This is a genomic window from Achromobacter sp. UBA2119, from assembly GCF_002331005.1.
Lineage (GTDB): Bacteria > Pseudomonadota > Gammaproteobacteria > Burkholderiales > Burkholderiaceae_B > Achromobacter > Achromobacter animicus.
The window spans coordinates 261,159-281,281 of sequence record NZ_DCYD01000013.1 but is presented as its reverse complement, the minus strand read 5'-3'; the positions used below and the strand labels follow the sequence as shown (position 1 = coordinate 281,281).

Below are 20,123 nucleotides of genomic sequence, written 5' to 3'. Positions count from 1 at the left end.
ATTGAAGGATGGATTCAGGGCTTGCCGTCGGCAGGCCCGGTTTTCTTGGCGGTCTTGGCCGTGCGCTTGGCGGCGGCCGGTTTGCGCGCGGCGGCGGGTTTGGCGGACGGTTTGCCGGTCTTTGCGTCCGGCTGGGCCGACGCCTTGGGGTCCGCGGCTTCGGGCTTGGTCTTTGCGGCGCCGGTAGCGCCCGGCGTTCCTGCCGCGCCCGGTGCGCCGGCCGGCATGGATGCAGCGGTAGCCGCTGCGATCTGATTGAACTGCTGCTGCAGCAGATCCCACCACGCCTTGGACGCCGACTGCGCCGCGGCGCCCATCTGTTCGCTCATGGCGGCGGCCGATTCCGGTCCGCTCCCGGCCGATGCGCCTGCGCCTTCCGGTTGAGCACCCGACTGCGCGGCGCCGTTTTCCTTTTCACTTGAAGGGGTCGCATTGCTGGACTGCGCAGAAGCGGCACCGGCAGAACCCGCCGTTTTCGGCGCCGGCTTCAACCCCAGCGCAACTTCCAGCGGCGACGCCGCGGCGCCGTCCTGGCTTGCTCCCATATCCATACGCGATGCGCTGTCCACGAAGGCGCGCAAGGTGCTGATCGTGGAGCGCTGCACTTCCATGCCCTGGATGGTGCTCGAGAGCATGCTGAGATTCATGCGCAGCCAGTTTTCCACCGAGCGAAGCTCGGCGATGCGGCGGTCCAGGTCTTCCAAATTCATCGGCGGGGCCATGGGCAGGCTGCTGGCGAGGCCGCCGGGACCGGTCAACCCGGCCCACGCCTGACGCATCATCTCCATGCTGGCCAGCAGCGGGTTGCCCGACAAATCAGAGCTCTGGCCCATGCCGGGCAGGACGAACGGGTTGTTGTATTGGTCGCTCATTCCAGGTGTCTCCATAGTCGGGTGCTTGCTGCCGGCGGCCGGGGTCACCCGGGCAGCAGTTGATTGTTCTCCACGCGCACGTGGTCGCCGGAGGCGAACGCGAACGGCTGCGCGCTGCGGAACTGGCGCGTGCTGCCGTCATTCATGCGCACCGTGAGTTCATAGTGCGTCACTGTTTGTTGCTGTCTGATATTACGCTCAACTTCACGGCCTGCCAAAGCACCGCCGACCGCGCCCAGCACCGTCAGCGCCGTCTTGCCGTTGCCTCCGCCAAACTGATTACCCACAACGCCGCCGGCCACGCCGCCCGCGATAGTGCCGACCAGATGGTTGCTGTCGTCCTTGGTGGGCACCTGCACCTGGCGGATGGTCTGGACCACGCCGCAGGTCGCGCAGGCCTGCTGCGCCGGCGCTGCCGCCGCACGCTGGGGCTGGGCGGGTTGCGATGGCTGCGATTGCTGCGCCTGATGCATCTGGCCGGCGGGCCTGCCCGCGCCCGGCGGTGCGGTATTCGCGGCGGTGGGCGGTTCAGCGGCCGGCGCCGGCGCCAGGTTGGCGTCCTCGGGTCCGGCCTCGGCCACGGCGGCCTGCGCGTGCGGATTGGCGGACGGCGACGGCAGCCAGCCCAGCACGGCAGCGACGCCTACCGAACACATGACGATGACGGCGATCGCCGCGGCGGCAAGCAGCGGATGCAAGCCGCGGCGCGGCGACGCGGAAGAGGTCGAGGTATTCATGACGATGCTCCATCGTAACTAACCGGCAGTGGTATAGCACCCGCGCGCGGTTTCGGCATGTTGCGATGGTGACCCTTCATTGCAGGGCAGATGGAGGGTGGACAGGGTGGGGCATTCGTGGACAATAGGCCCCATGGATTCGATCACGCTGACCCAACTGGAACAGGCAATCAACTACTGGCGCAACACGTCGCCATCAGTGGGAGAAGAGTCTCGCCTGTGCCCCGAGGCGGCCGCGCTGGCCACCCCTTACGCGCTGATGATCATCAGCCATCAACGCGAAATCGCCGCCGCCGAACTCGGCGATAAAGCGCGCGCGGCGCTGGCGGCCTGGGCGGCTGCAAAGGTCTGAGCAGGCTGGCGGCCAGTTCCGCCGCAATGAACCCCCCCCGTTATCCCTTCAGCAGCGCCTGGATGTCATGCGTCAGGGCATCAACCCCGACGTTGTTGTTGACCAGCACGCGCGACTCGCCCTTGCCGTCCAGCAGGTAGAACGCGGCCGTGTGGTCCATCGTGTAGTTGCCGTCCTTGGTGGGCGCCTTGGCGTAATACGCCTTGAACGACGCCGCCGCCTTCTTCACCTGATCCGGCGTGCCGGTCAGCCCCAGGAACCGCGGATCAAACGCCGTGACGTACTGCTCGAGCACCTCGGGTGTATCGCGCTCAGGGTCCACCGAAATCAGCAGCACCTGCACGCGATCGGCGTCCGGACCCAGCTTTTTCATGACTTCGGTCAGTTCGGCCAGCGACGTCGGGCACACGTCTGGACACTGCGTGAAACCGAAGAACACGACCACGACCTTGCCGGAAAAGTCCGACAGCTGGCGCATCTTGCCATTGTGATCGGGCAGTTCCATGGCGCGGCCCAGCTGCGTGCCGCTGATGTCGCTGCCCTTGAATACGGGTTTGCTTTCGCCGCAGGCAGCCAGGGCGGCGGCGACGGCGGCAGCTGCGCCCAGTCGCAGGGCCAGCCGGCGGCTGGCGGAAAACACGGACATCAACAACCTCCAGGGGATCAGCGCAACAGGCCGACCCAGTGGTCCACCAGCAGCGCGCCAAACAGCAGCGCCAGGTAGAGAATGGAAAAACGGAACATGCTGCGGGCCAGCTCGTCGCTGTACGCGCGGTACAGGCGCCAGGCGTAGGACACGAACATGCCGCCCAGCACCAGAGCGGACAGCAGATAGAGTTCGCCGCTCATGCGGATGGCGTAGGGCAACAGCGTGGTCGCCATCAGCGCCAGGCTATACAACAGGATGTGCAGGCGGGTGAACTGGTTGCCGTGCGTCACCGGCAGCATGGGCAAACCGGCCTTGGCGTAATCGTGATTGCGATAGAGCGCCAGCGCCCAGAAGTGCGGCGGGGTCCAGATGAAGATGATGAGGACCAGCACCCAGGCCTCAGCCGGCACCGAGTCCGCAACGGCGGCCCAGCCCAGCGCGGGCGGCATTGCGCCCGACAGGCCGCCGATCACGATGTTCTGCGGCGTGCGCGGCTTGAGGATGATGGTGTAGATGATGGCGTAGCCCACGAACGTGGCGAACGTCAGCCACATGGTCAGCGGGTTGACCATGTTGTAGAGCACGAACATGCCCGCGCCGCCCAACAGGCCCGACAGGCTCAGCACCTGGAATGCCGAAATGGTGCCGCGCGCCGTGGCCCGGCGCGCGGTGCGCAGCATGCGGGCGTCGACTTCCTGTTCGATCAGACAGTTGATGGCGAACGCGGCGGCGGCCAGCAGCCAGATGCCGATCGTGCCAAACAGCACACGGCGCATGTCGGGAATGCCGGGCGCCGCGAGGAACATGCCGATCACGGCGCAAAACACCGCCAGCTGCGTGACGCGCGGCTTGGTGAGAACGAGGTACTGGCGGAGCAATCCGGATTGAGGAGCGGCAAGACTGGTCATAGTGGACCTCATTTTAAACGCGCACCAAATTGGGGTCGTACCGCCCCACCGGCTCGCGGCCGGCCGACGCCAGACGCACCATCAAAACCACCGCCGCCAGCGTCAGGCCCGCAGCGCCCCCATTGTGCAGCACGGCGATCAGCAGCGGCCACTGGAAGAAGATGGTGGTCAGTCCCGTAAACAGCTGCGCGGCCAGCAGGGCCAGCATCAGCGTGGCCGGGCCGCGCAGACCGGGCTCGGCGGCGCGCAGCCGCCACGCCAGGATGCCCAGATAGACGAACACCACGAAAGCGAAATTGCGGTGCACCCAGTGGATCGCCGTCAGCGCGGGCTGCGAGATCATTTCGCCGGAAGGCAGCTCGCCCAGGCCCCGGATGACGGAATAGCCGCCGTGGAAGTCCATTTCCGGCACCCACACCCCGTGGCAGGTGGGAAAGTCCATGCAGGCGAGCGCCGCATAGTTGGTGCTGACCCAGCCGCCCAAGGTGACCTGCACCAGCAGAAGTCCGAATCCGACCGCCACCCACGGCTTCCAGCGCACGGCCTGCGCGCTTACCGGGAGGTGCGGACGCTCGCGCGAAGACAGCCAGGTCATCAGCGCCAGCACCGACAGGCCAAAGACCAGATGGGCCGTCACGACAGCGGGCATGAGCTTGTGGGTCACGGTCCAGGCGCCGAACGCGCCCTGCACGCACACGGCGACCAGCGTCGTGATGGCCAGCGCGGGCGAACGGCCCAGTTCGCGGCGATAGCGCCACGCCATGTAGACGATGCCGATGATGAGCATGCCCAGGATGGCGCCGACATAGCGGTGGATCATCTCGATCCAGGCCTTGGACAACGTCACCGGCCCGAAGGGCATGGCCTGCGAGGCCTCGTGGATGTCGCCCATCGCGCCGATCGGCGTGACGCTGCCGTAGCAGCCGGGCCAATCCGGACAGCCCAGGCCGGAATCCGTCAGGCGCACGAAGGCGCCGAACATGATGAGGTCCAGCGTCAGGAACCAGGTAAAGAAGACGAGCTTGCGATAACGCGCTTTGATGCGTTCCATATTCAAATCAAAAACCTACATTCAACCAATGCGCGAGTTATAGACGAGCTTGCTGATGTCCTTGCGCACCCGCACGCCATCCGCCTCGGCGGGATACTGCATCATCAGGTTGCCCAGCGGATCGATCACCCAGATCGGATCCTGCAGGCCGGGCTGGCCAGCGGCCGTGTCGCGCGCCAGGAGGAACCGCGCCAGCTGATCCGGATCCACGCGCACCATTACCGTGCCCTTGTAGGCCTCCAGCACCTTGTCCGGCACCACCGCGTCATCCGTGATGAACCAGACACGTGCCAGGCGGTCCACGTTCTTGCCCTGGCTGGCGTGGCTGTTGCGCGTGATGAACAGCTTGCGCGCGCAGCTTTCGGGGCAGGCCGCGCCGTCGGCGGCCACCAGCAGCCATTTGCCCTTCAGGCTTTCCAGATCGAAGGGCTTGCCGTCCAGCGTGGTCAGACGCAGTTCGGACGCCGCGGGCATGGGCCGTTGGGGCGACAGCAGCGTACCGTAATTGCTGGAATCGGTGGGCCACCACTGCGGGTTCAGGTAGACCACGAACGCCGCAACGATGGGCGCCAGCGAGCACAGGAACACCAGCACCATGGGCGTCAGCGAACGCTTGACTGCGGGCTTGTTGGTTGGAATGTCGCGAGCCACTTTTTATCCTGGATTAGCGTTGGTCATCTGCGCGCACGCATGCGCGCCTGGGCCTGCTGGTCCACGCGCTGGCGTGAGCGGCGGATGGCGCCCCCCAGCACCACCAGCCATGCAATGGCGGCAATTGCGCCAAAAGCGAACCACTGTACCGCGTACGACGTGTTCTGCTGGAAATCGACAGAGGGCTGGGGCCAGTCGCGCACCAGGCCATCATCGGCCTGGCCGCCTTGGCTCAGCACCGTAGGCAAAAAATTCAGTCCGGTCGCGCGGGCATAGGCGTCCAGCGGCAGGTTCTGCACCTGCGGCACCGTGCCGCCCGCCACCGGCAGCGCCGCGGGCAGGGTGGAGGTTTCCGCGCCGCTCAGCGACCACAGCTCGAACATGCGCGGCACACGCACCGACAGCTCGCCCTGCACGGTCTGCACGCCCTCGGGCGTAGCCGGCAGTTGCGGCTCGCCCTGGCCCTGGATGACGCGCGGCAGCCAGCCCCGCAGCACCAGCACCGCGCGATTCGTGGCCGCGTCCAGCAGCAGCGGCGTGGCCAGCCAGTAGCCCGGCCGGCCTTCATGGTTGCGATTGTCCAGCAGTACACTGAATTGCGGCAGCCACGTGCCGCTTGCTTGCGCCACGCGCCAGGGCGTCATGTCGGCGGGCGGCGTTGACGGCGTCAACGCCAGCGGCGCTTGCTTGCGGCCCGCTTCGATCGAGGCCAGAATGGCGCGTCGCTCATCGCTGCGGCGCAACTGCCATTGCCCCAGCGACACCAGGACCATCACGGCCAGGCCAAGCAGCAATAAGGCGGCTACCGTGTAGCGGGTGGAATGCGGTCGGGACATCTGTCGTTGCTGAATCTGAATAGTCGGGAGACCACAATGCGCGTTTTCGTCGTTCTGGCCTTCATCGGGATACTGGCCAGTCTGGCATCCGCCCTGGTCTACCTGATGCGGGACAAAGGTACCACCAACCGCACGGTCAACGCGCTGACGGTCCGCATCGGCCTGTCGGTCGCCCTGTTCCTGTTCGTGCTGTTCGCCCATCACATGGGCTGGATCGAAAGCACCGGTTTTAGATAGGCTGCACGGGTCCCGGTTCCCCGGGTCCTGCACTGCATTGCCGGCGCGCCCCTCCAAATAGCCTGAAAGCGCGATGGATGCCGGCTTGCCGCCCAGCCATCCCTTCGCGCTTTCCCGTGCTGCAACCGCAGCCGGCGCCCCCGGCCGCGATCAGAACCACGACGTCAGAACCAGTACACGAACAGGTACAGGCCCAGCCACACCACGTCGACAAAGTGCCAGTACCAGGCCGCGCCTTCGAACCCGAAGTGATGGTCCGGCGTGAAATGGCCGCGGATCAGGCGGATAAGGATGACGGTGAGCATCGTGGCGCCCAGGATCACGTGGAACCCGTGAAAACCCGTCAGCATGTAGAACAGCGACCCGTACGCGCCCGAGTTGAACTTGAGGTTCAGGTCCTGGTAGGCGTGGATGTACTCAAACGCCTGACAGGCCACGAACACAAAGCCCAGGATGACGGTGGCCGCCAGCCAGAACTTCGCCTTGCCGCGGTGGTTTTCACGCAGCGCATGGTGGGCGATGGTCAGCGTGACGCCGGAGCTCAGCAGCAGGGCCGTGTTGATCGTGGGCAGCCAGAAGGGCCCCACGGTCTGGAACGGTTCCACCACGCCAGCCGGACCGAAGTTCGGCCACGCGGCCTGGAAATCCGGCCACAGCATCAGGCGGTGGTCGATGTCGCCCAGCCACGGCGTCGTGATCGTGCGCGTGTACCAGAGCGCGCCAAAGAACGCCGCAAAGAACATGACCTCGGAGAAGATGAACCAGCTCATGCTCCAGCGGTACGAACCGTCGATGCGCTTGCTGTTCAGCCCGGTCTCGGACTCGTGGATGGCATCGCCGAACCAGTAATACATGACGATGACCACGCCGATGAACCCCACCAGCACGGACCACTTGCCCCAGTCCGCGCCGTTGACCCAGGCCGCGGCTCCCAGGCCCATGAAGAGCAGTGCCACGGCCATGCGCACGGGATGGCCCGAGTCGGCGGGGACAAAGTAGTACGGTGCCTCTTTACCTTGAACCGAGTGGCTTGCACTCATGGCTTTCTCCCTGGTACAGATTTAGATTTAGGTAATTCAAGTCAGGCTGGATACGGCCCAACGAACAATTAAAACCAGCACAGTCACAAAGATTGCCGCTGCCAGCAGTCCGGCCACGATCACGTGAACCGGATTGAGCTTGGCGCTGTCCTCACGGTAGCCCGCGCCCTTGCGCACGCCGAAAAACCCCCACGCCACCGCCTTCATCGTCTGAAGGAAACTCAGCTTGCGCTGAGACGTTTCGCGAAGGTCGTCGCTCATGGCCCCGGCTCCTAGCCGACGGCCTTGCCGGTCAGCAAGGCCGAACCGCGGATCACCGTCCAGGCAAACACGGCAACGACGAAAACCAGAAGAACCAGTCCTGCGATCTTGTTACGGCGGCGCTGCTCGGGTGTCATTGCTGTGCTACCTGGAACATGGATAGGGATTTACTTCACTTCGGGCGGCGTTTCGAAGGTGTGGAACGGCGCGGGCGACGGCACCGTCCATTCCAGTCCTTCGGCGCCTTCCCACGGCTTGGCCGGGGCCGGTTCACCCTTGCCCATGTAGCAGCGCAGGATCGCAACCAGGAAAATCAGCTGCGACAGGCCGAACCAGAACGCGCCGATGGTGGCGAGCTGATGGAACGTCGTGAACTGCGCGGCGTAGTCGGCGTAACGGCGCGGCATGCCGGCCAGACCCAGGAAGTGCATCGGGAAGAAGGTTACGTTGAACGAGATCAGCGTCGACCAGAAGTGCAGCTTGCCCAGCTTTTCGCTGTACATGCGGCCCGTCCACTTGGGCACCCAGTAGTAGGCGCCGGCAAACAGCGCGAACAGGGAACCGGCCACCAGCACGTAGTGGAAGTGCGCCACCACGTAATAGGTGTCGTGGACCTGGATGTCGATCGGGGCCACGGACAGGATCAGACCGGTAAAGCCGCCCATCGTGAACACGAAGATGAAGCCGATGGAAAACAGCATCGGCGTCTCGAACGTCATGGAACCGCGCCACATCGTCGCGACCCAGTTGAACACCTTCACCCCGGTCGGGATGGAGATGAGCATGGTGGCGTACATGAAGTAGAGCTGACCGGTCACCGGCATGCCCGTCGTGAACATGTGGTGCGCCCACACGATGAACGACAGCACGGCGATGGAGGCGGTGGCGTACACCATCGAGGCGTAGCCGAAGAGCTTCTTGCGGGCGAACGCAGGCACGATGGCCGACACGATGCCGAACGCCGGCAAGATCATGATGTAGACCTCGGGGTGCCCGAAGAACCAGAACACGTGCTGGTACAGGACCGGGTCACCGCCGGCGGCGGCATTGAAGAAGCCCGTGCCGAAGTGGCGGTCGGTCAGCACCATGGTGATGGCGGCGGCCAGCACCGGCATCACAGCCAGCAGCAGGAACGCCGTGATCAGCCAGGTCCAGCAGAACAGCGGCATCTTCATCAGCGTCAGGCCGGGCGCGCGCATGTTCAGGATGGTCACGATGATGTTGATCGCGCCCATGATGGACGACGCGCCCATGATGTGGATGGCGAAGATGGCCAGGTCCATGCCGGGGCCCATCTGCAGCGACAGCGGCGCGTACAGCGTCCAGCCCGCGGCGGTGGCGCCGCCCGGCACGAAGAACGAGGCGGTCAGCATGATCGCGGCGACCGGCAGCAGCCAGAAGCTGAAGTTGTTCATCCGCGCGAACGCCATGTCGGATGCGCCGATCTGCATCGGAATCATCCAGTTCGCAAAGCCCACGAAGGCCGGCATGATCGCGCCGAACACCATGATCAGGCCGTGCATCGTGGTGAACTGGTTGAACAGCTCGGGGCGGAAGAACTGCAGGCCGGGCTCGAAGAGCTCGGTGCGCAGCAGAAGGGCGAGCGTGCCGCCCTCCAGAAGCATGACGAACGAGAAGATGAGATACATCGTCCCGATGTCTTTGTGGTTCGTTGCAAAAAGCCACCGGCGCCAGCCCGTGGGCACGCCGTGGTGGTGGTCATCGTGACCGTGGCCGTGGCCCGGCGACACGTGGTCTACAGTGACGCTGCTCATGATGGACTCCTTCCTGCTGAGTGCCAGCCCCGTTCAACGGGGCGGCAGGGTATCTCTGACTAAACGGAACCGGTTCTACCGGTGAAGGAACGGCCCACGCGCAATCAGCGCGCGGGCGTGATGTCCTTCGGAAGAACCGTCGGGTCCTGCCCCTTGCCGGCGTTGCTCCAGGCATGGCGCGTATAGCTGATGACCGCTGCGATCTCGACATCGTTGAGCTGCCCGCCGAACGCCGCCATGGCGGTGCCGGGCTTGCCCTTCAGCACGGTGTTGATCTGCTCCCCCTTGGGGCCCAGAACAACCTTGTCTCCGTCGAGCGGCGGGAAGGAACCGGGAATGCCCTTGCCGTTGGCCTGGTGGCAGGCCACGCAATTTGCCGCGAAAACCTTTTCGCCGCGGGCAACCAGTTCAGCTTCCGTCCACTCTTTATTGGGATCGTCGGCGTTTGCCGCCATCTTCTTCTTTTGGTCTTCAACCCACTTATCGTAGTCGGGCTGCGCCAGGACTTCCACGACGATGGGCATGAAGGCGTGGTCCTTGCCGCACAATTCCGCGCACTGGCCGCGATAGATGCCAGGCTTTTCGGCGTTGAACCAGGTGTCGCGCAGGAACCCGGGGATGGCGTCCTGCTTCACGCCGAAGTCCGGAACCATCCACGAGTGGATGACGTCGGCCGCCGTGAGGACGATGCGGATCTTCTTGTTGGCGGGGACGACCAGGTGGTTGTCCACTTCCATCAGATAGAACTCGCCCTTGGGCTCGCGGTTCTCGATCTGGGCGCGCGGCGTGGAAAGCGTGGAGAGAAACTTGATGCCGGCGGCCGAGCCGTCCAGATATTCGTAGCCCCACTTCCATTGATAGCCGGTGACCTTGACGGTCAGGTCCGCGCTGGAAGTGTCTTTCATGGCGACGACCGTCTTGGTGGCCGGCAGCGCCATGGCGATGACGATGATGAAGGGGATGACAGTCCAGGCGACTTCGACGCCCAGGTGTTCGTGGAAGGTCGCCGCCTTGTGGCCGCGGGACTTCCGGTGCGCCCAGATGGAGTAGAACATCACTCCAAAGACGCCGATGAAAATCACAATACAGATCGTGAGCAGCAACCAATGCAGCCACATGATGTCGCGCGAAATCGCGGTGACGCCTTCATGCAGGTTCAGCTGATTGACCTTCGGACCGCCGGGCATGTTTTGCACCTGGGCACCGGCCACGCCGCCAATCAGCATCGCACAAGCCCCCAGTATCCCTCTCCACTTCTTCATGCTTACCTCGAAATACGGCGCGAAGGCCCATTTGCTGGTGGCGGAAGTCACCGGAATACGGGCAACACGCAATTATTAGATGGCAGGGCGATGCAGGGAGATAGAGCGGCCCTGTCGTTCCCTCTCGAAATCACAAAGAAACTGGCGGATTATAGCGGACGCGCAAACAGATGTAATTTAGTGCTCTTGAATTCATGCGGCCCGCCCCCATGTGCGCTCGCCCCTTGACTACGGGCCGTAAACCGGGTGGCTTAAAATCGCCCGCAACCTCATCTCCTTGGCGCCACGATGCAAAAGCAGTTGCCCGATTTGTATGCCGCCCTGTGCGCCCGCGCGCAGGAGCCCGCCCCAGAAGGCGCGCGCGCTTTATATATAGCGGGGCGCCGCTGCGGCTGGGCCACGCACGCAGCCTGCGACGCGCTGCGCGATGCGCCGCAAACGCACGCGGACGACACGGCGCTGCGTATCGGCGAGGGCCTTGCCCCCGGCAATGCGCTGGACGCCGTGCTGGAACAGGCCGCGGAACTGTTGCGCCAAGCCAACTGCCTGCGCGGCTGGCGCGATGAATTGCTGGACGTTCTGGATGGCGACGAGCCGCTGGGCGTCATCGAACGCGCAGCAGTGCGGCCGCTCGGTCTGTTGACCAAGGCCGTGCATCTGAATGCGTGGACGCCCGACGGCAAGCTGTGGGTCGCCCGGCGCTCGCTCAGCAAGTCGACCGATCCCGGTATGTGGGACACGCTGGTCGGTGGACTGGCAGGAAGGGGCGAGGATCTGGAACTGGCGCTGGTGCGCGAATGCGGCGAAGAAGCCGGCCTGGACGAACCCGACCTCGCGCGCCGCACGCCGCTGCGCACGATTTTGCGCATCCACCGCCGGCTGCCCGAGGGCTATCAGGTGGAAGATGTGCTGACCAGCACGTGCATCCTGGCGCCGGACGCGCAGCCCGCCAACCGTGATGGCGAGGTCATGGAAATCGCCACCGTCGACGTCGCGACGGCCTTGCACCATATCGCCGAAGGCGAGTTCACGCTGGAAGCGGCCCTGGTGCTGGTCGAAGACATCATGCGGCGCCAGGCCGCCGGCGACATCAAGATCTGAACCGCTGAATCGGGCCACGCGCACGGGGCGGGCCCTCTCCCTCAAATGAAACTGCCGGCACGCGCGCGGTGGCGCGCCCGGCAGAGTGCGGCTAGCGGGACGCTGGTTCCGGCGTTCCCAGCACGGGGCCGCTCGGCGCAGCGGCGTCCGGGGCATCGGCGCCCGACGCACCGGCGCCCGACGCATTGGCGCCCAACGCATCGGCGCCCGGCACCTCTCCGCCGTCAGCCGGCTCGCCGCGCAGTTCACGCGCCGCCCGCAGGTCCTCGCCTTCCGGCGGACCGCCTGCGCCGGCCGCTTCCGCCGCTTCGGCCGCCTGCGCGGAGCTAGGCCCCGCCACCGGCGCGGGCGTGGCCGCCGCCGCGGAAGCCTGCGAAAACTGCTTCCAGACTTCAATCGCCCGCAGACGCTGCTTGGCCACGACCTGAATGCGATCGCGCAGGTTTTCGTCGCGGGCCAGCAGCGCATGGAAATCGCGCGAGGACAGCATCAGCAGCTTGCTGTACCCCAGCGATGTCACGTCCGGCGTCAGTTGCTCTTCGCCTAGCAAGCCCAGTTCGCCAAAGAATTCGCCGCTGCCCAGTTCGATCATGGTGTTGTCGGGCAGATGGACCGCCACCGCGCCCGACGCCACAAAGCACATCTCCTCGCCGTGCCGCCCCTTGGTCAACACCCGCTGGTCGGGCAGGGCCAGGCGCGGCTTGAGCAGCTTGCTGATGGCGCGCAGCGAATCGGGCGACAGGCCTTCAAAAAGCGGCACGCGCTTGATGAGTTCGGCCGCACTCATTTCGATGTCCAGCGGGGGATGCTTGTCGATGTGCGCCCAGCGGCTTTTCAGTTGCTCGGTCAGGTCGGCATAGACTTCGCCGCTGATCAGGAACTGCTCAAGCATGTCGCGGTAGCGGATGCGTTCAAGCTCGCGCGCCACGCGGCCCAAGTAGCTTTCCTGCAGCCATTGGGCGTACGACGGATATTGCAGGTTCAGCGCCTGCATCGCGTTCTCGATCAGGTCCAGGCGGCGCTGATGCAGCGACACGATGCGCTGCGTGGCCTCTTCGCCCAGCAGCGGCGTGATCTGTTCGCGGGCAAAGCCGATCAGGCGCTGCGCGACCGACCGCTTGCTCATCAGGTTGGCAAAGCGCTGGCCGAGCTCGCGCGCCAGCCATCCCTGGAATCCGAATACGTAATGCAGCCGCAGCGCCAGCCGGAAGCCCGTCGAATAGCGGACGTCGGCAGCAATAGCGCGCTCAAAGCCCTCCACGCCGCCCAGCCGGATGGCGTCTTCCAGCCGCTCGGCCCGCGCCAGCAGCGTTTCCGCCATGCGCCAGTCCACGATCTGCGCCTTCAGGATGTCGAAGAACATTTCCTCTTCGCGCTGCGCCACGATCGCCAAGCCCACGGCCACGCGCTGCTCGTCGGTCATCTGGCTGACCCGGCCGTCGTGCACGCTGGCCAGGCTGGCGTCGAACACCGCACGGATGCGGTCACGCACTTCGTTGCCGATATGCTCGGCCTTGGCCACTTCCTCGGTCTTGCCCTGCAGGTCTTCCAGCGCCACGGCCAGCACCTGGTTGCGGATGGTGCGCTCGACGGGCGACAGCTGGTTCAGCCCCAGCATCCGGATCAGCGGCCGCAGGCTGATGCCGTTGACGAACAAGGTCATCAGCACAAAGCCCGTGGTCGCCACGGCAATGAACTGGCGCGCCTCTTCGGGCACGCCGGTCTGTTCGGTCACCGCCAGCGCCAGCGCCAGCGACACGGCGCCGCGCAGGCCGCCCCACAGCATCACCACCTTGTACGGATTGCTGACCTTGGTGCCCAGCCGCGTCAGACCCAAAAGCGGCAGCAGCCCGAACACCACAATCGCACGCGCCACCAGCGTCACCACGAACACCACGCCCACCAGCACCAGTTCCTGCCAATCGGCCGCGGCCATCAGCTTGGGGATCAGCATCGCCGCAAACAGGAAGATGAGGGAGTTGGCCCAGAAGCCAAACTGCTCCCACGCGCTGGACAGATGCTCGAAGGTGGTCGGCGACATGCGCGTGCGGCCGGTGGAACCCACCACCAGGCCCGCGATCACCGTGGCCACCACACCCGAGACGTTCAGGTAATGCTCGGAGATGAAGAAGGACAGGTAGGCCAGCGTCAGGGTCAGCGTGATCTCGGCAGTAGGAAAGCCGCGCAGCCAGGCAAACAGGAAGCAGGCCAGACGCCCCATCGCAAAGCCGGCCACGCCGCCGCCGATGAAGTGCACGATGAAGTCGTTGAAGATGCCGCTGACGGACAATTCGCCCTTGCCACTCAGCACCGCCAGCAGCACCGAATACAGCGCGATGGACGCCGCATCGTTGAACAGGCTCTCGCCCTCGACCAGCGTGGTCAGGCGCTTGGGCGCGCCCACCTCGCGAAAGATGCCGACCACCGCCACCGGGTCGGTCGTGGCCACGATGGCGCCGAGCAGCAAGCACACCACCAGCCCATAGGGCGAGATGGCGTCCAGCGTCACGCCGACCACAACCGTGCAGACGACCACGGCCACGATGGCCATCATCAGGATCGGACCGATGTCGTCCATCAGACGCCGCACGTTCATCGACAGCGCCGTCTCAAAGAGCAGCACCGGCAGGAACACCATCAGGAAGGTCTCTGACGAGATCTCGAAGCGCTCCAGCGAATCGAGAAAGTCGCCGATCCAGGCCGGCGCCCAGCCGTGCACGTGAATCACGATCCCGAGCAGACAGCCAACGATGGCGAGCAGCACCGAATAGGGCAGCTTGACGCGGCCGGCCAGGGGCGGCATGAAGCAGACCAGCGTGAGCAGGCCCGCAAGACCAAATACAAGAAAACCAACATCCATGGGTAGCGCCGCGTCCCGATCGTAGTGCGTGTGGAAAGTTCCACAAGAATAGCGGCTTTTTTCCGGCGCTCGCGGCCGGGGCGTGACGGGAATCGAGGAGAATGCACGTTTCGTTACCCCAATGGACGCTTGCGAAACGTGCCGCGCCATGTTTTTTGGGTAATGTGGCATCACGCGAACTTTTGCAGGAGCGGCACGTGGCACGCATCCACACCTTGACCCGGCGCCACGACGCGCCCGCGATGCTCGTCCAGTTGACCGATAGCCATCTGTTCGGCGAGCCCGAAACGTCGATGCTGGGCGTCAATACCGACGCCAGCCTGCGCGCCGTGCTGCGCCAGATCGAGGCCGATGGCAAGCATCCCGACCTGCTGCTCGCCACCGGCGACCTGTCGCAGGATGGCGAGGCTGCGGACTACCAGCGCTTTGCGCGCATCCTGTCCGAATCGGCCGCGCTGGATCGTGCAACGATCCGTTGCCTGCCGGGCAATCACGATCAACCGGCCGTCCTGCGCCAGGAATTGTCCGATTGGTCGATGCCGGTGACGGACGTGGGCGCATGGCGCGTCGTCACGCTGGACACGACGGTGCCCGGCTCGAACGCCGGCCATCTGTGCAACAGTGAACTCGACATGCTGGAAGCGGCGCTGGCCCAGGCGACCAACCGCCACACGCTGGTGGCGATGCACCACAACCCGATGCAGATCGACAGCCACTGGCATGACTCGATGATGATCGACAACCCGCAGGCGCTCTTCAAGCTGCTGGCACGGTTTCCGCAGGTGCGCGTGCTGCTGTGGGGCCATGTGCACCACGAGTTCGACCGCCGCCGCCACAACCTGCGCATGCTGGCCACGCCGTCCACATGCTTTCAGTTCAGCATCCGCGACGGCAAGCATATCGTCGACAACATGGCGCCGGGTTACCGGTGGATCAAGCTTTATCAGGATGGATCGATGGCGACCGGCGTGCGCCGCGTGCAGGACGCGCTGTGGCACTCCGCGCTGCAACCGCCAGACAGCGCGCGCGCGGCTTGATCTATGCGAGGACGGCGTCGAAACAGGCGCCGTTTTTTATGGGCGCTGCGTTCCGAGCGCGCATAAAAAACGGGGCACCGATATGCTAGGTGCCCCGCAAGCATCCGTCTCATAGGGGAGGGGAAAGAGGAGAAGCCGAGACGGATGACAAGACTGCTAACCGAAGTTCGCGGTCTACATGAAGTTAGGCGGCGCCTTCCTCATTTAGTTTCTGCGAACGCAGAAAATTTGCCCCCGAATTTGTATCAATTTATTGGCCGTCCCGTTGTCATCGGCCGGCTGCTGAACGCGGCGCGCTATGTCAGGCGCCAAAGAAAAAGGCCGCAATGTGCGGCCTTTTCCATGCGCGGGACAGCAATCACGAGGCGAGGTTGCCGCGCATCTTCTTGAGCGCCGCCGCTTCGATCTGGCGAATGCGTTCGGCCGACACGCCGAACTCTTGCGCAAGCTCGTGCAGGGTGGCGCCGCCGTCGTCCTGCAGCCAGCGGGCTTCGACGATGCGGCGCGAGCGCGGATCCAGCGCTTCAAGCGCGGTGGTCAGGCCGGCGCTTTGCAGGTGATCGCGCGCAGCGCGCTCGAGCACGCGCGTGGGTTCCTGGCGGCCTTCGTCGGACAGGTAGGCGATCGGCGCGTAGCTGTCGTCGTCGTCGTCCTGGTTTTCCAGCGACATGTCGCGGCCGGACATGCGGACTTCCATTTCGCTCACGTCTTCGTTGCGCACGTTCAGCTCGCGAGCGATGTGGTCGACCTGTTCAGGATCCAGGGTCTGGCCGTCGGGACGCATGCTGCGCAGATTGAAGAACAGTTTGCGCTGCGCCTTGGTCGTAGCCACCTTGACCAGCCGCCAGTTGCGGATGATGTATTCGTGGATTTCGGCCTTGATCCAGTGAACCGCGAAGGACACCAGGCGCACGCCGCGCTCGGGGTCGAAACGCTTGACGGCCTTCATGAGGCCGACGTTGCCTTCCTGGATGAGGTCGGCGTGGGGCAGGCCGTAACCCAGATACTGACGGGCCACGGACACCACAAGACGCAGGTGCGAAAGAATCAGCTCGCGGGCGGCGCCCAGATCTTCCTGGTCGCGCAGGCGGCGGCCGAGTTCCGTTTCGCGATCCGCGGACAACACCGGCAGGCGGTTGACGGCGGAAATATAAGCGTCGATCGTACCGAGAGCGCCCGGATTGGCGATGGCCAACGCCAGAGCGTTGCCGGAGGCGGTCAACGAGGTACTGGGTTGCTTCATAGCGGGGGTCTCCGGATGGCGAGAAAACGACATGAATTTGATGTTAGCACTCAAGTAATAGGAGTGCTAATTCGACTGTTGCGACGCGTCAAAGTTTCAGTTCCGCGACGCGTCCCCGTTTATTCGAGAGCCGGGGCGGTTCACCACCCGAGGCGCTTCAGCCCTTCGGCGGTGGCTTCGCCGTCCGGACGGATGAAGAGCGCGCCGCGCGGGTCCATGAAGACCTGGTAACGGGCCCCGTCGAACAGGGGCATGTAGGCGCCGCTGCCAAATTGGACATCGACAAAGGGGAACCAGTTCGGAAAACTTTTCTTCAGGGATCCGAGGTCCGGCGCGGGCCAGTCGTCCAGGGGATGCACCGAGCGCGTGGCCGTCGCTTCGCGGGCGGCATCGCTGTAGCGGCCCGACAGGCGCTCCAGCCGATACAGGGGCGGCATGCCGGCCATGAGCGCCGGCAGTTTCCAGCGCACGACCCGGGCGTCGATCTGCCACTGGTCGCCGTAAAGTACATATTGCTTGTCGCCGATGCCCGGGGCATTGGCGTTGACCTGGAACTGACCCTCGGCCTGTTGGCGGATGTCGATGCGGGCGACCGGCTGGTCGGTTGTCAGGCGAACGAACTGCACCAGCGACAACGCGAGCAGGCCCGATACGCATCCCAGGCATACCAGCAGCAGGCCGCATGCGCGGCGCACGGGCCGGAACTGGAACATGCGGCGTCCGCGTTCGTCGCGGGGACCACCCCTGCCCAGCAGCATGACGATGCCGGGCAACAGGACGATGACGGCGCCCAGCAGGATCCAGGCGAAGGGAGCAATTCCGTTGATCAAATCAGGCGTTCCTATTCAAGCCGCCGCGTCGTACAGCGCGGCGGGCGCAGGAAGCCGCCACCCGCCGCGGCAGGCTTCCCAGTATAGAAGCGCGTCTTCAGGCGCCCGGTTTTCCAAGCCGTTCGACGTGAAACCGGATGTGATCCTCGATGAACGTCGAGATGAAGTAATAGCCGTGGTCGTAGCCGGCCTGGCGACGCAGGGTGAGCGGCTGTCCGGCGGCGGCGCAGGCCGCCTCGAATACCTCGGGATACAACTGTTCGGCCAGAAATTGGTCGGCTTCGCCCTGGTCGATGAGGATGCCGCCGGGGAAGGGCTGCTGCAGGCCGCGCATCAGGGCGGACGCGTCGTAGGCCGCCCAGTCTTCGGTTTGCGCGCCCAGGTAGGCGCCGAACGCCTTTTTGCCCCACGGGCATTGGCTGGGCGCCGCGATCGGTGCAAACGCCGACACCGAACGGAACTTGCCGGGATTGCGCAGCGCCAGCACCAGCGCGCCGTGGCCGCCCATGGAGTGTCCGAAGATGCCGGTGCGCGACGCGTCGCCCGGCAGTGCGCCGCCGGTGACGATGCCATGCAGTTCTTGCGTGACGTAGCTGTACATGCGGTAGTGATCGCGCCATGCAGTCGTGGTGGCGTCGACATAGAAGCCGGCGCCGGTGCCCAGGTCCCAGCTTTCGTCCTCGCCGGGTACGCCAGCGCCGCGGGGGCTGGTGTCGGGCGCCACCAGCATGACGCCCAATTCCGCTGCCAGCCGCTGCGCGCCGGCCTTGATCATGAACGTTTCTTCGGTGCAGGTCAGGCCCGCCAGGTAGAACAGCACCGGCACCGGGCCGTGCTCGGCCTGCGGCGGCACGTACACGGAAAACCGCATGGGCAGGCCGATCTCGGTGGAGTCGTGGCGGTAGTAGCGCTGCGTGCCGCCGAAGCACCGATGCTGCGAGATGAGTTCGAGGGACGCGGCCATGGGCTTGCTCCGGAAAAGAAAAAATCGAGGTGGATAAAACGTCGGCGGATTAGGGGAATCCACGGTGCGACGTTCCGTCGCCGAATGTTAACCTGCCCCTCAATGAGCGCTCGCCACAAAAAAATACGATTCCGCGCTCAGATTGTGATCACGGCACTTGACCAGCGCCCACCGTGGCACTATTTATATACCGTGTGTGAAGACAACCCGTTCTTCCTGATACGCAAGCCCTGACACTATGGCCCGTCTGCCCCGTCTGTATGCCCCTGGGCTGCCCCAACTGGTGCAGGCCAACTTTATTCAGCCGTTGGCGGCGCCATCGCAACCCGCGCCCGCCGACATCCTGAATCAGCTCGCCACGTGGCTGGGCGAGTCGGCCCAGCGGCACCGCGTATCGGTGCACGGCTGGCTCCTCGCCAACGACCGCATCCTGCTGCTTGCCACGCCCGCAGACGAAGAAGGCCTGCCGCGGCTGATGCAGACGCTGGGCCGCAATCTTGCGGCGCGGCTGCGCGGCGGGCGGGTGTTCGCCGGCCGATACCGGTCGGCGTTGCTGGAACCCGGCGCGTGGGTGCTGCCCTCGCTGGTCTGGCTGGAAACGTATCCGGTTCGCAGCGGGGCTTCGCAGGACCCCGATTCGTGGCCCTGGTCGTCCGCGTCCAGCCATACCGGCAACACCAGCGCCGCGCCGGCCCAATGGCAGTCCGATCACGCCGACTACTGGGCTTGCGGCAACACGCCGTTTGACCGGCAGGCCAATTACCGCAAGCGGCTTCAGGATGGGCTGTCGCGCGAGGAAACCCAACGCATCGACCAGGCGGTCTCTGGCCAGTGGGCGCTGGGCGGTCCCAGCTTTATTGCCAGCCTGGCTCATACGGCCAGCCGGCGTGTGGCGCCCGGCCAGCGTGGCCGGCCCCGCAAGAAGCCGGCCGCGGCGCCCGCGGACAATGAGTCCAGCCCGCCGACGCCACCGACCACCACACCACCGGTCAACAACTCCTGACCCCCCGACCCGCCATCACGGCGGGTTTTGTTTGTCTGCGTCCAGGCATTGCGGTGCCGCGCTGGCGCAGGAAGGCATTCGGGCAACTCGCGGAGTCGGCGCCGCAAGAACGCGATCTGCACGTGCGCTTGACGACATCTGCGCCGCAAAAGCGCGATCCGCGCGTGCGCTTGATTCACATCATCGCGGGACCTGCGCGACGACAAGGTGCAATTTCGCCACACCTGACATTGATCGCGCACAGAAAAAACATCCTTTTAAATAGGGACGTATAGCGTGATTTTGCACCGCTTTGGACGCCCGACTGACTGCGACAAAAGACCTGCTCCGGCGACAGCCAATAACGGCGCGGCCGTTGTTGTGTCCCTATATTCATGCACTATGACGGCGCAACTATTTAATTAGGGTCATACCCCGTTTGTTCCTGTTGCACCCCACTTGCGTCGGGGGTATT

The 20,123-nt window shown here is 64.9% G+C and carries 21 protein-coding genes; 5 read left to right on the top strand and 16 right to left on the bottom strand.

The window, feature by feature from the left end; translation table 11 throughout:
* Positions 1 to 14: 14 nt before the first annotated feature.
* On the bottom strand, positions 15 to 872 hold the full coding sequence (locus B3098_RS13605; protein WP_286896975.1) for a PhaM family polyhydroxyalkanoate granule multifunctional regulatory protein: 858 nt from the start codon (positions 870 to 872) through the stop codon (positions 15 to 17).
* A gap of 44 nt (positions 873 to 916) precedes the next feature.
* Positions 917 to 1,609, bottom strand: coding sequence for a glycine zipper 2TM domain-containing protein (locus B3098_RS13600; protein WP_286896973.1), 693 nt, complete (start codon positions 1,607 to 1,609; stop codon positions 917 to 919).
* Positions 1,610 to 1,742: 133 nt separating this feature from the next.
* On the opposite strand from B3098_RS13600, the gene B3098_RS13595 reads away from it, so the two are divergent.
* The gene (locus B3098_RS13595; protein ID WP_175123880.1) at positions 1,743 to 1,961 is read left to right on the top strand and encodes a DUF3717 domain-containing protein; all 219 of its coding nucleotides are present in this window, start codon (positions 1,743 to 1,745) and stop codon (positions 1,959 to 1,961) included.
* Positions 1,962 to 2,001: 40 nt separating this feature from the next.
* Here the strand turns inward: B3098_RS13595 and B3098_RS13590 are convergent, their stop codons facing one another.
* The 5 genes from B3098_RS13590 to B3098_RS13570 all read right to left on the bottom strand — a co-directional run bounded on the left by B3098_RS13590 (position 2,002) and on the right by B3098_RS13570 (position 6,056).
* Positions 2,002 to 2,607, bottom strand: a complete 606-nt coding sequence (locus B3098_RS13590) for an SCO family protein (protein WP_286896969.1) — start codon at positions 2,605 to 2,607, stop codon at positions 2,002 to 2,004.
* A gap of 17 nt (positions 2,608 to 2,624) precedes the next feature.
* Positions 2,625 to 3,518 (bottom strand): heme o synthase, encoded by an 894-nt coding sequence (cyoE, locus tag B3098_RS13585; protein WP_175123882.1) that lies wholly within the window; start codon positions 3,516 to 3,518, stop codon positions 2,625 to 2,627.
* A gap of 13 nt (positions 3,519 to 3,531) precedes the next feature.
* Positions 3,532 to 4,569: a COX15/CtaA family protein gene (locus B3098_RS13580; RefSeq protein ID WP_175137074.1), complete on the bottom strand. Its 1,038-nt coding sequence runs from the start codon at positions 4,567 to 4,569 to the stop codon at positions 3,532 to 3,534.
* A gap of 21 nt (positions 4,570 to 4,590) precedes the next feature.
* On the bottom strand, positions 4,591 to 5,166 hold the full coding sequence (locus tag B3098_RS13575; protein WP_175123983.1) for an SCO family protein: 576 nt from the start codon (positions 5,164 to 5,166) through the stop codon (positions 4,591 to 4,593).
* Positions 5,167 to 5,243: 77 nt separating this feature from the next.
* Positions 5,244 to 6,056 carry an SURF1 family protein gene (locus tag B3098_RS13570; protein ID WP_175123884.1) on the bottom strand — a complete coding sequence of 271 codons (813 nt, stop codon included), beginning with the start codon at positions 6,054 to 6,056 and terminating at the stop codon, positions 5,244 to 5,246.
* A gap of 36 nt (positions 6,057 to 6,092) precedes the next feature.
* On the opposite strand from B3098_RS13570, the gene B3098_RS13565 reads away from it, so the two are divergent.
* The gene (locus B3098_RS13565) at positions 6,093 to 6,293 is read left to right on the top strand and encodes a twin transmembrane helix small protein (RefSeq protein WP_105236947.1); all 201 of its coding nucleotides are present in this window, start codon (positions 6,093 to 6,095) and stop codon (positions 6,291 to 6,293) included.
* A 164-nt stretch (positions 6,294 to 6,457) separates the two neighbouring features.
* On the opposite strand, the gene B3098_RS13560 is transcribed toward B3098_RS13565, so the two are convergent.
* From B3098_RS13560 to coxB, 5 genes are all read right to left on the bottom strand, one after another.
* Positions 6,458 to 7,333 (bottom strand): cytochrome c oxidase subunit 3, encoded by an 876-nt coding sequence (locus B3098_RS13560; RefSeq protein ID WP_175123885.1) that lies wholly within the window; start codon positions 7,331 to 7,333, stop codon positions 6,458 to 6,460.
* 36 nt (positions 7,334 to 7,369) lie between these two features.
* A complete protein-coding gene (locus tag B3098_RS13555; RefSeq protein WP_056565538.1) occupies positions 7,370 to 7,594 on the bottom strand; it encodes a DUF2970 domain-containing protein in 225 nt (74 codons plus the stop codon).
* Between the two features lie 11 nt (positions 7,595 to 7,605).
* Entirely contained in the window at positions 7,606 to 7,731 is a 126-nt protein-coding gene (locus B3098_RS13550) for a cytochrome oxidase small assembly protein (protein WP_217467855.1), read from the bottom strand.
* A gap of 30 nt (positions 7,732 to 7,761) precedes the next feature.
* Positions 7,762 to 9,369, bottom strand: coding sequence for a cytochrome c oxidase subunit I (ctaD, locus tag B3098_RS13545; protein WP_175123886.1), 1,608 nt, complete (start codon positions 9,367 to 9,369; stop codon positions 7,762 to 7,764).
* A gap of 104 nt (positions 9,370 to 9,473) precedes the next feature.
* Positions 9,474 to 10,631, bottom strand: a complete 1,158-nt coding sequence (gene coxB, locus B3098_RS13540; protein ID WP_175137072.1) for a cytochrome c oxidase subunit II — start codon at positions 10,629 to 10,631, stop codon at positions 9,474 to 9,476.
* 288 nt (positions 10,632 to 10,919) lie between these two features.
* Between coxB and B3098_RS13535 the strand changes: the two genes are divergently transcribed.
* Entirely contained in the window at positions 10,920 to 11,732 is an 813-nt protein-coding gene (locus B3098_RS13535; protein WP_286896958.1) for an NUDIX hydrolase, read from the top strand.
* A gap of 91 nt (positions 11,733 to 11,823) precedes the next feature.
* On the opposite strand, the gene B3098_RS13530 is transcribed toward B3098_RS13535, so the two are convergent.
* A complete protein-coding gene (locus tag B3098_RS13530; protein ID WP_286896955.1) occupies positions 11,824 to 14,592 on the bottom strand; it encodes a cation:proton antiporter in 2,769 nt (922 codons plus the stop codon).
* Between the two features lie 197 nt (positions 14,593 to 14,789).
* On the opposite strand from B3098_RS13530, the gene cpdA reads away from it, so the two are divergent.
* Entirely contained in the window at positions 14,790 to 15,629 is an 840-nt protein-coding gene (gene cpdA, locus B3098_RS13525; protein WP_286896952.1) for a 3',5'-cyclic-AMP phosphodiesterase, read from the top strand.
* 358 nt (positions 15,630 to 15,987) lie between these two features.
* On the opposite strand, the gene rpoH is transcribed toward cpdA, so the two are convergent.
* From rpoH to fghA, 3 genes are all read right to left on the bottom strand, one after another.
* The gene (gene rpoH, locus B3098_RS13520) at positions 15,988 to 16,872 is read right to left on the bottom strand and encodes an RNA polymerase sigma factor RpoH (protein WP_175137069.1); all 885 of its coding nucleotides are present in this window, start codon (positions 16,870 to 16,872) and stop codon (positions 15,988 to 15,990) included.
* Positions 16,873 to 17,012: 140 nt separating this feature from the next.
* On the bottom strand, positions 17,013 to 17,702 hold the full coding sequence (locus tag B3098_RS13515) for a hypothetical protein (protein WP_286896948.1): 690 nt from the start codon (positions 17,700 to 17,702) through the stop codon (positions 17,013 to 17,015).
* Between the two features lie 97 nt (positions 17,703 to 17,799).
* Positions 17,800 to 18,666 (bottom strand): S-formylglutathione hydrolase, encoded by an 867-nt coding sequence (gene fghA, locus B3098_RS13510; RefSeq protein WP_286896945.1) that lies wholly within the window; start codon positions 18,664 to 18,666, stop codon positions 17,800 to 17,802.
* Positions 18,667 to 18,904: 238 nt separating this feature from the next.
* Here fghA and B3098_RS13505 point away from each other — a divergent pair, with 238 nt between their 5' ends.
* Positions 18,905 to 19,669, top strand: a complete 765-nt coding sequence (locus B3098_RS13505) for a hypothetical protein (protein WP_175123892.1) — start codon at positions 18,905 to 18,907, stop codon at positions 19,667 to 19,669.
* Positions 19,670 to 20,123: the final 454 nt, after the last annotated feature.

Bases quoted from the DNA above. Each gene is read 5' to 3' on its own strand.
- B3098_RS13550 (WP_217467855.1), bottom strand. From the start codon at position 7,731: ATGACACCCGAGCAGCGCCGCCGTAACAAGATCGCAGGACTGGTTCTT.
- B3098_RS13580 (WP_175137074.1), bottom strand. From the start codon at position 4,569: ATGGAACGCATCAAAGCGCGTTATCGCAAGCTCGTCTTCTTTACCTGG.
- B3098_RS13600 (WP_286896973.1), bottom strand. From the start codon at position 1,609: ATGAATACCTCGACCTCTTCCGCGTCGCCGCGCCGCGGCTTGCATCCG.
- B3098_RS13565 (WP_105236947.1), top strand. From the start codon at position 6,093: ATGCGCGTTTTCGTCGTTCTGGCCTTCATCGGGATACTGGCCAGTCTG.
- rpoH (WP_175137069.1), bottom strand. From the start codon at position 16,872: ATGAAGCAACCCAGTACCTCGTTGACCGCCTCCGGCAACGCTCTGGCG.
- B3098_RS13535 (WP_286896958.1), top strand. From the start codon at position 10,920: ATGCAAAAGCAGTTGCCCGATTTGTATGCCGCCCTGTGCGCCCGCGCG.
- B3098_RS13590 (WP_286896969.1), bottom strand. From the start codon at position 2,607: ATGTCCGTGTTTTCCGCCAGCCGCCGGCTGGCCCTGCGACTGGGCGCA.
- B3098_RS13570 (WP_175123884.1), bottom strand. From the start codon at position 6,056: ATGTCCCGACCGCATTCCACCCGCTACACGGTAGCCGCCTTATTGCTG.
- fghA (WP_286896945.1), bottom strand. From the start codon at position 18,666: ATGGCCGCGTCCCTCGAACTCATCTCGCAGCATCGGTGCTTCGGCGGC.
- cyoE (WP_175123882.1), bottom strand. From the start codon at position 3,518: ATGACCAGTCTTGCCGCTCCTCAATCCGGATTGCTCCGCCAGTACCTC.
- coxB (WP_175137072.1), bottom strand. From the start codon at position 10,631: ATGAAGAAGTGGAGAGGGATACTGGGGGCTTGTGCGATGCTGATTGGC.
- B3098_RS13575 (WP_175123983.1), bottom strand. From the start codon at position 5,166: ATGGTGCTGGTGTTCCTGTGCTCGCTGGCGCCCATCGTTGCGGCGTTC.
- B3098_RS13560 (WP_175123885.1), bottom strand. From the start codon at position 7,333: ATGAGTGCAAGCCACTCGGTTCAAGGTAAAGAGGCACCGTACTACTTT.
- B3098_RS13595 (WP_175123880.1), top strand. From the start codon at position 1,743: ATGGATTCGATCACGCTGACCCAACTGGAACAGGCAATCAACTACTGG.
- B3098_RS13505 (WP_175123892.1), top strand. From the start codon at position 18,905: ATGGCCCGTCTGCCCCGTCTGTATGCCCCTGGGCTGCCCCAACTGGTG.
- B3098_RS13555 (WP_056565538.1), bottom strand. From the start codon at position 7,594: ATGAGCGACGACCTTCGCGAAACGTCTCAGCGCAAGCTGAGTTTCCTT.
- B3098_RS13530 (WP_286896955.1), bottom strand. From the start codon at position 14,592: ATGGATGTTGGTTTTCTTGTATTTGGTCTTGCGGGCCTGCTCACGCTG.
- B3098_RS13605 (WP_286896975.1), bottom strand. From the start codon at position 872: ATGAGCGACCAATACAACAACCCGTTCGTCCTGCCCGGCATGGGCCAG.
- ctaD (WP_175123886.1), bottom strand. From the start codon at position 9,369: ATGAGCAGCGTCACTGTAGACCACGTGTCGCCGGGCCACGGCCACGGT.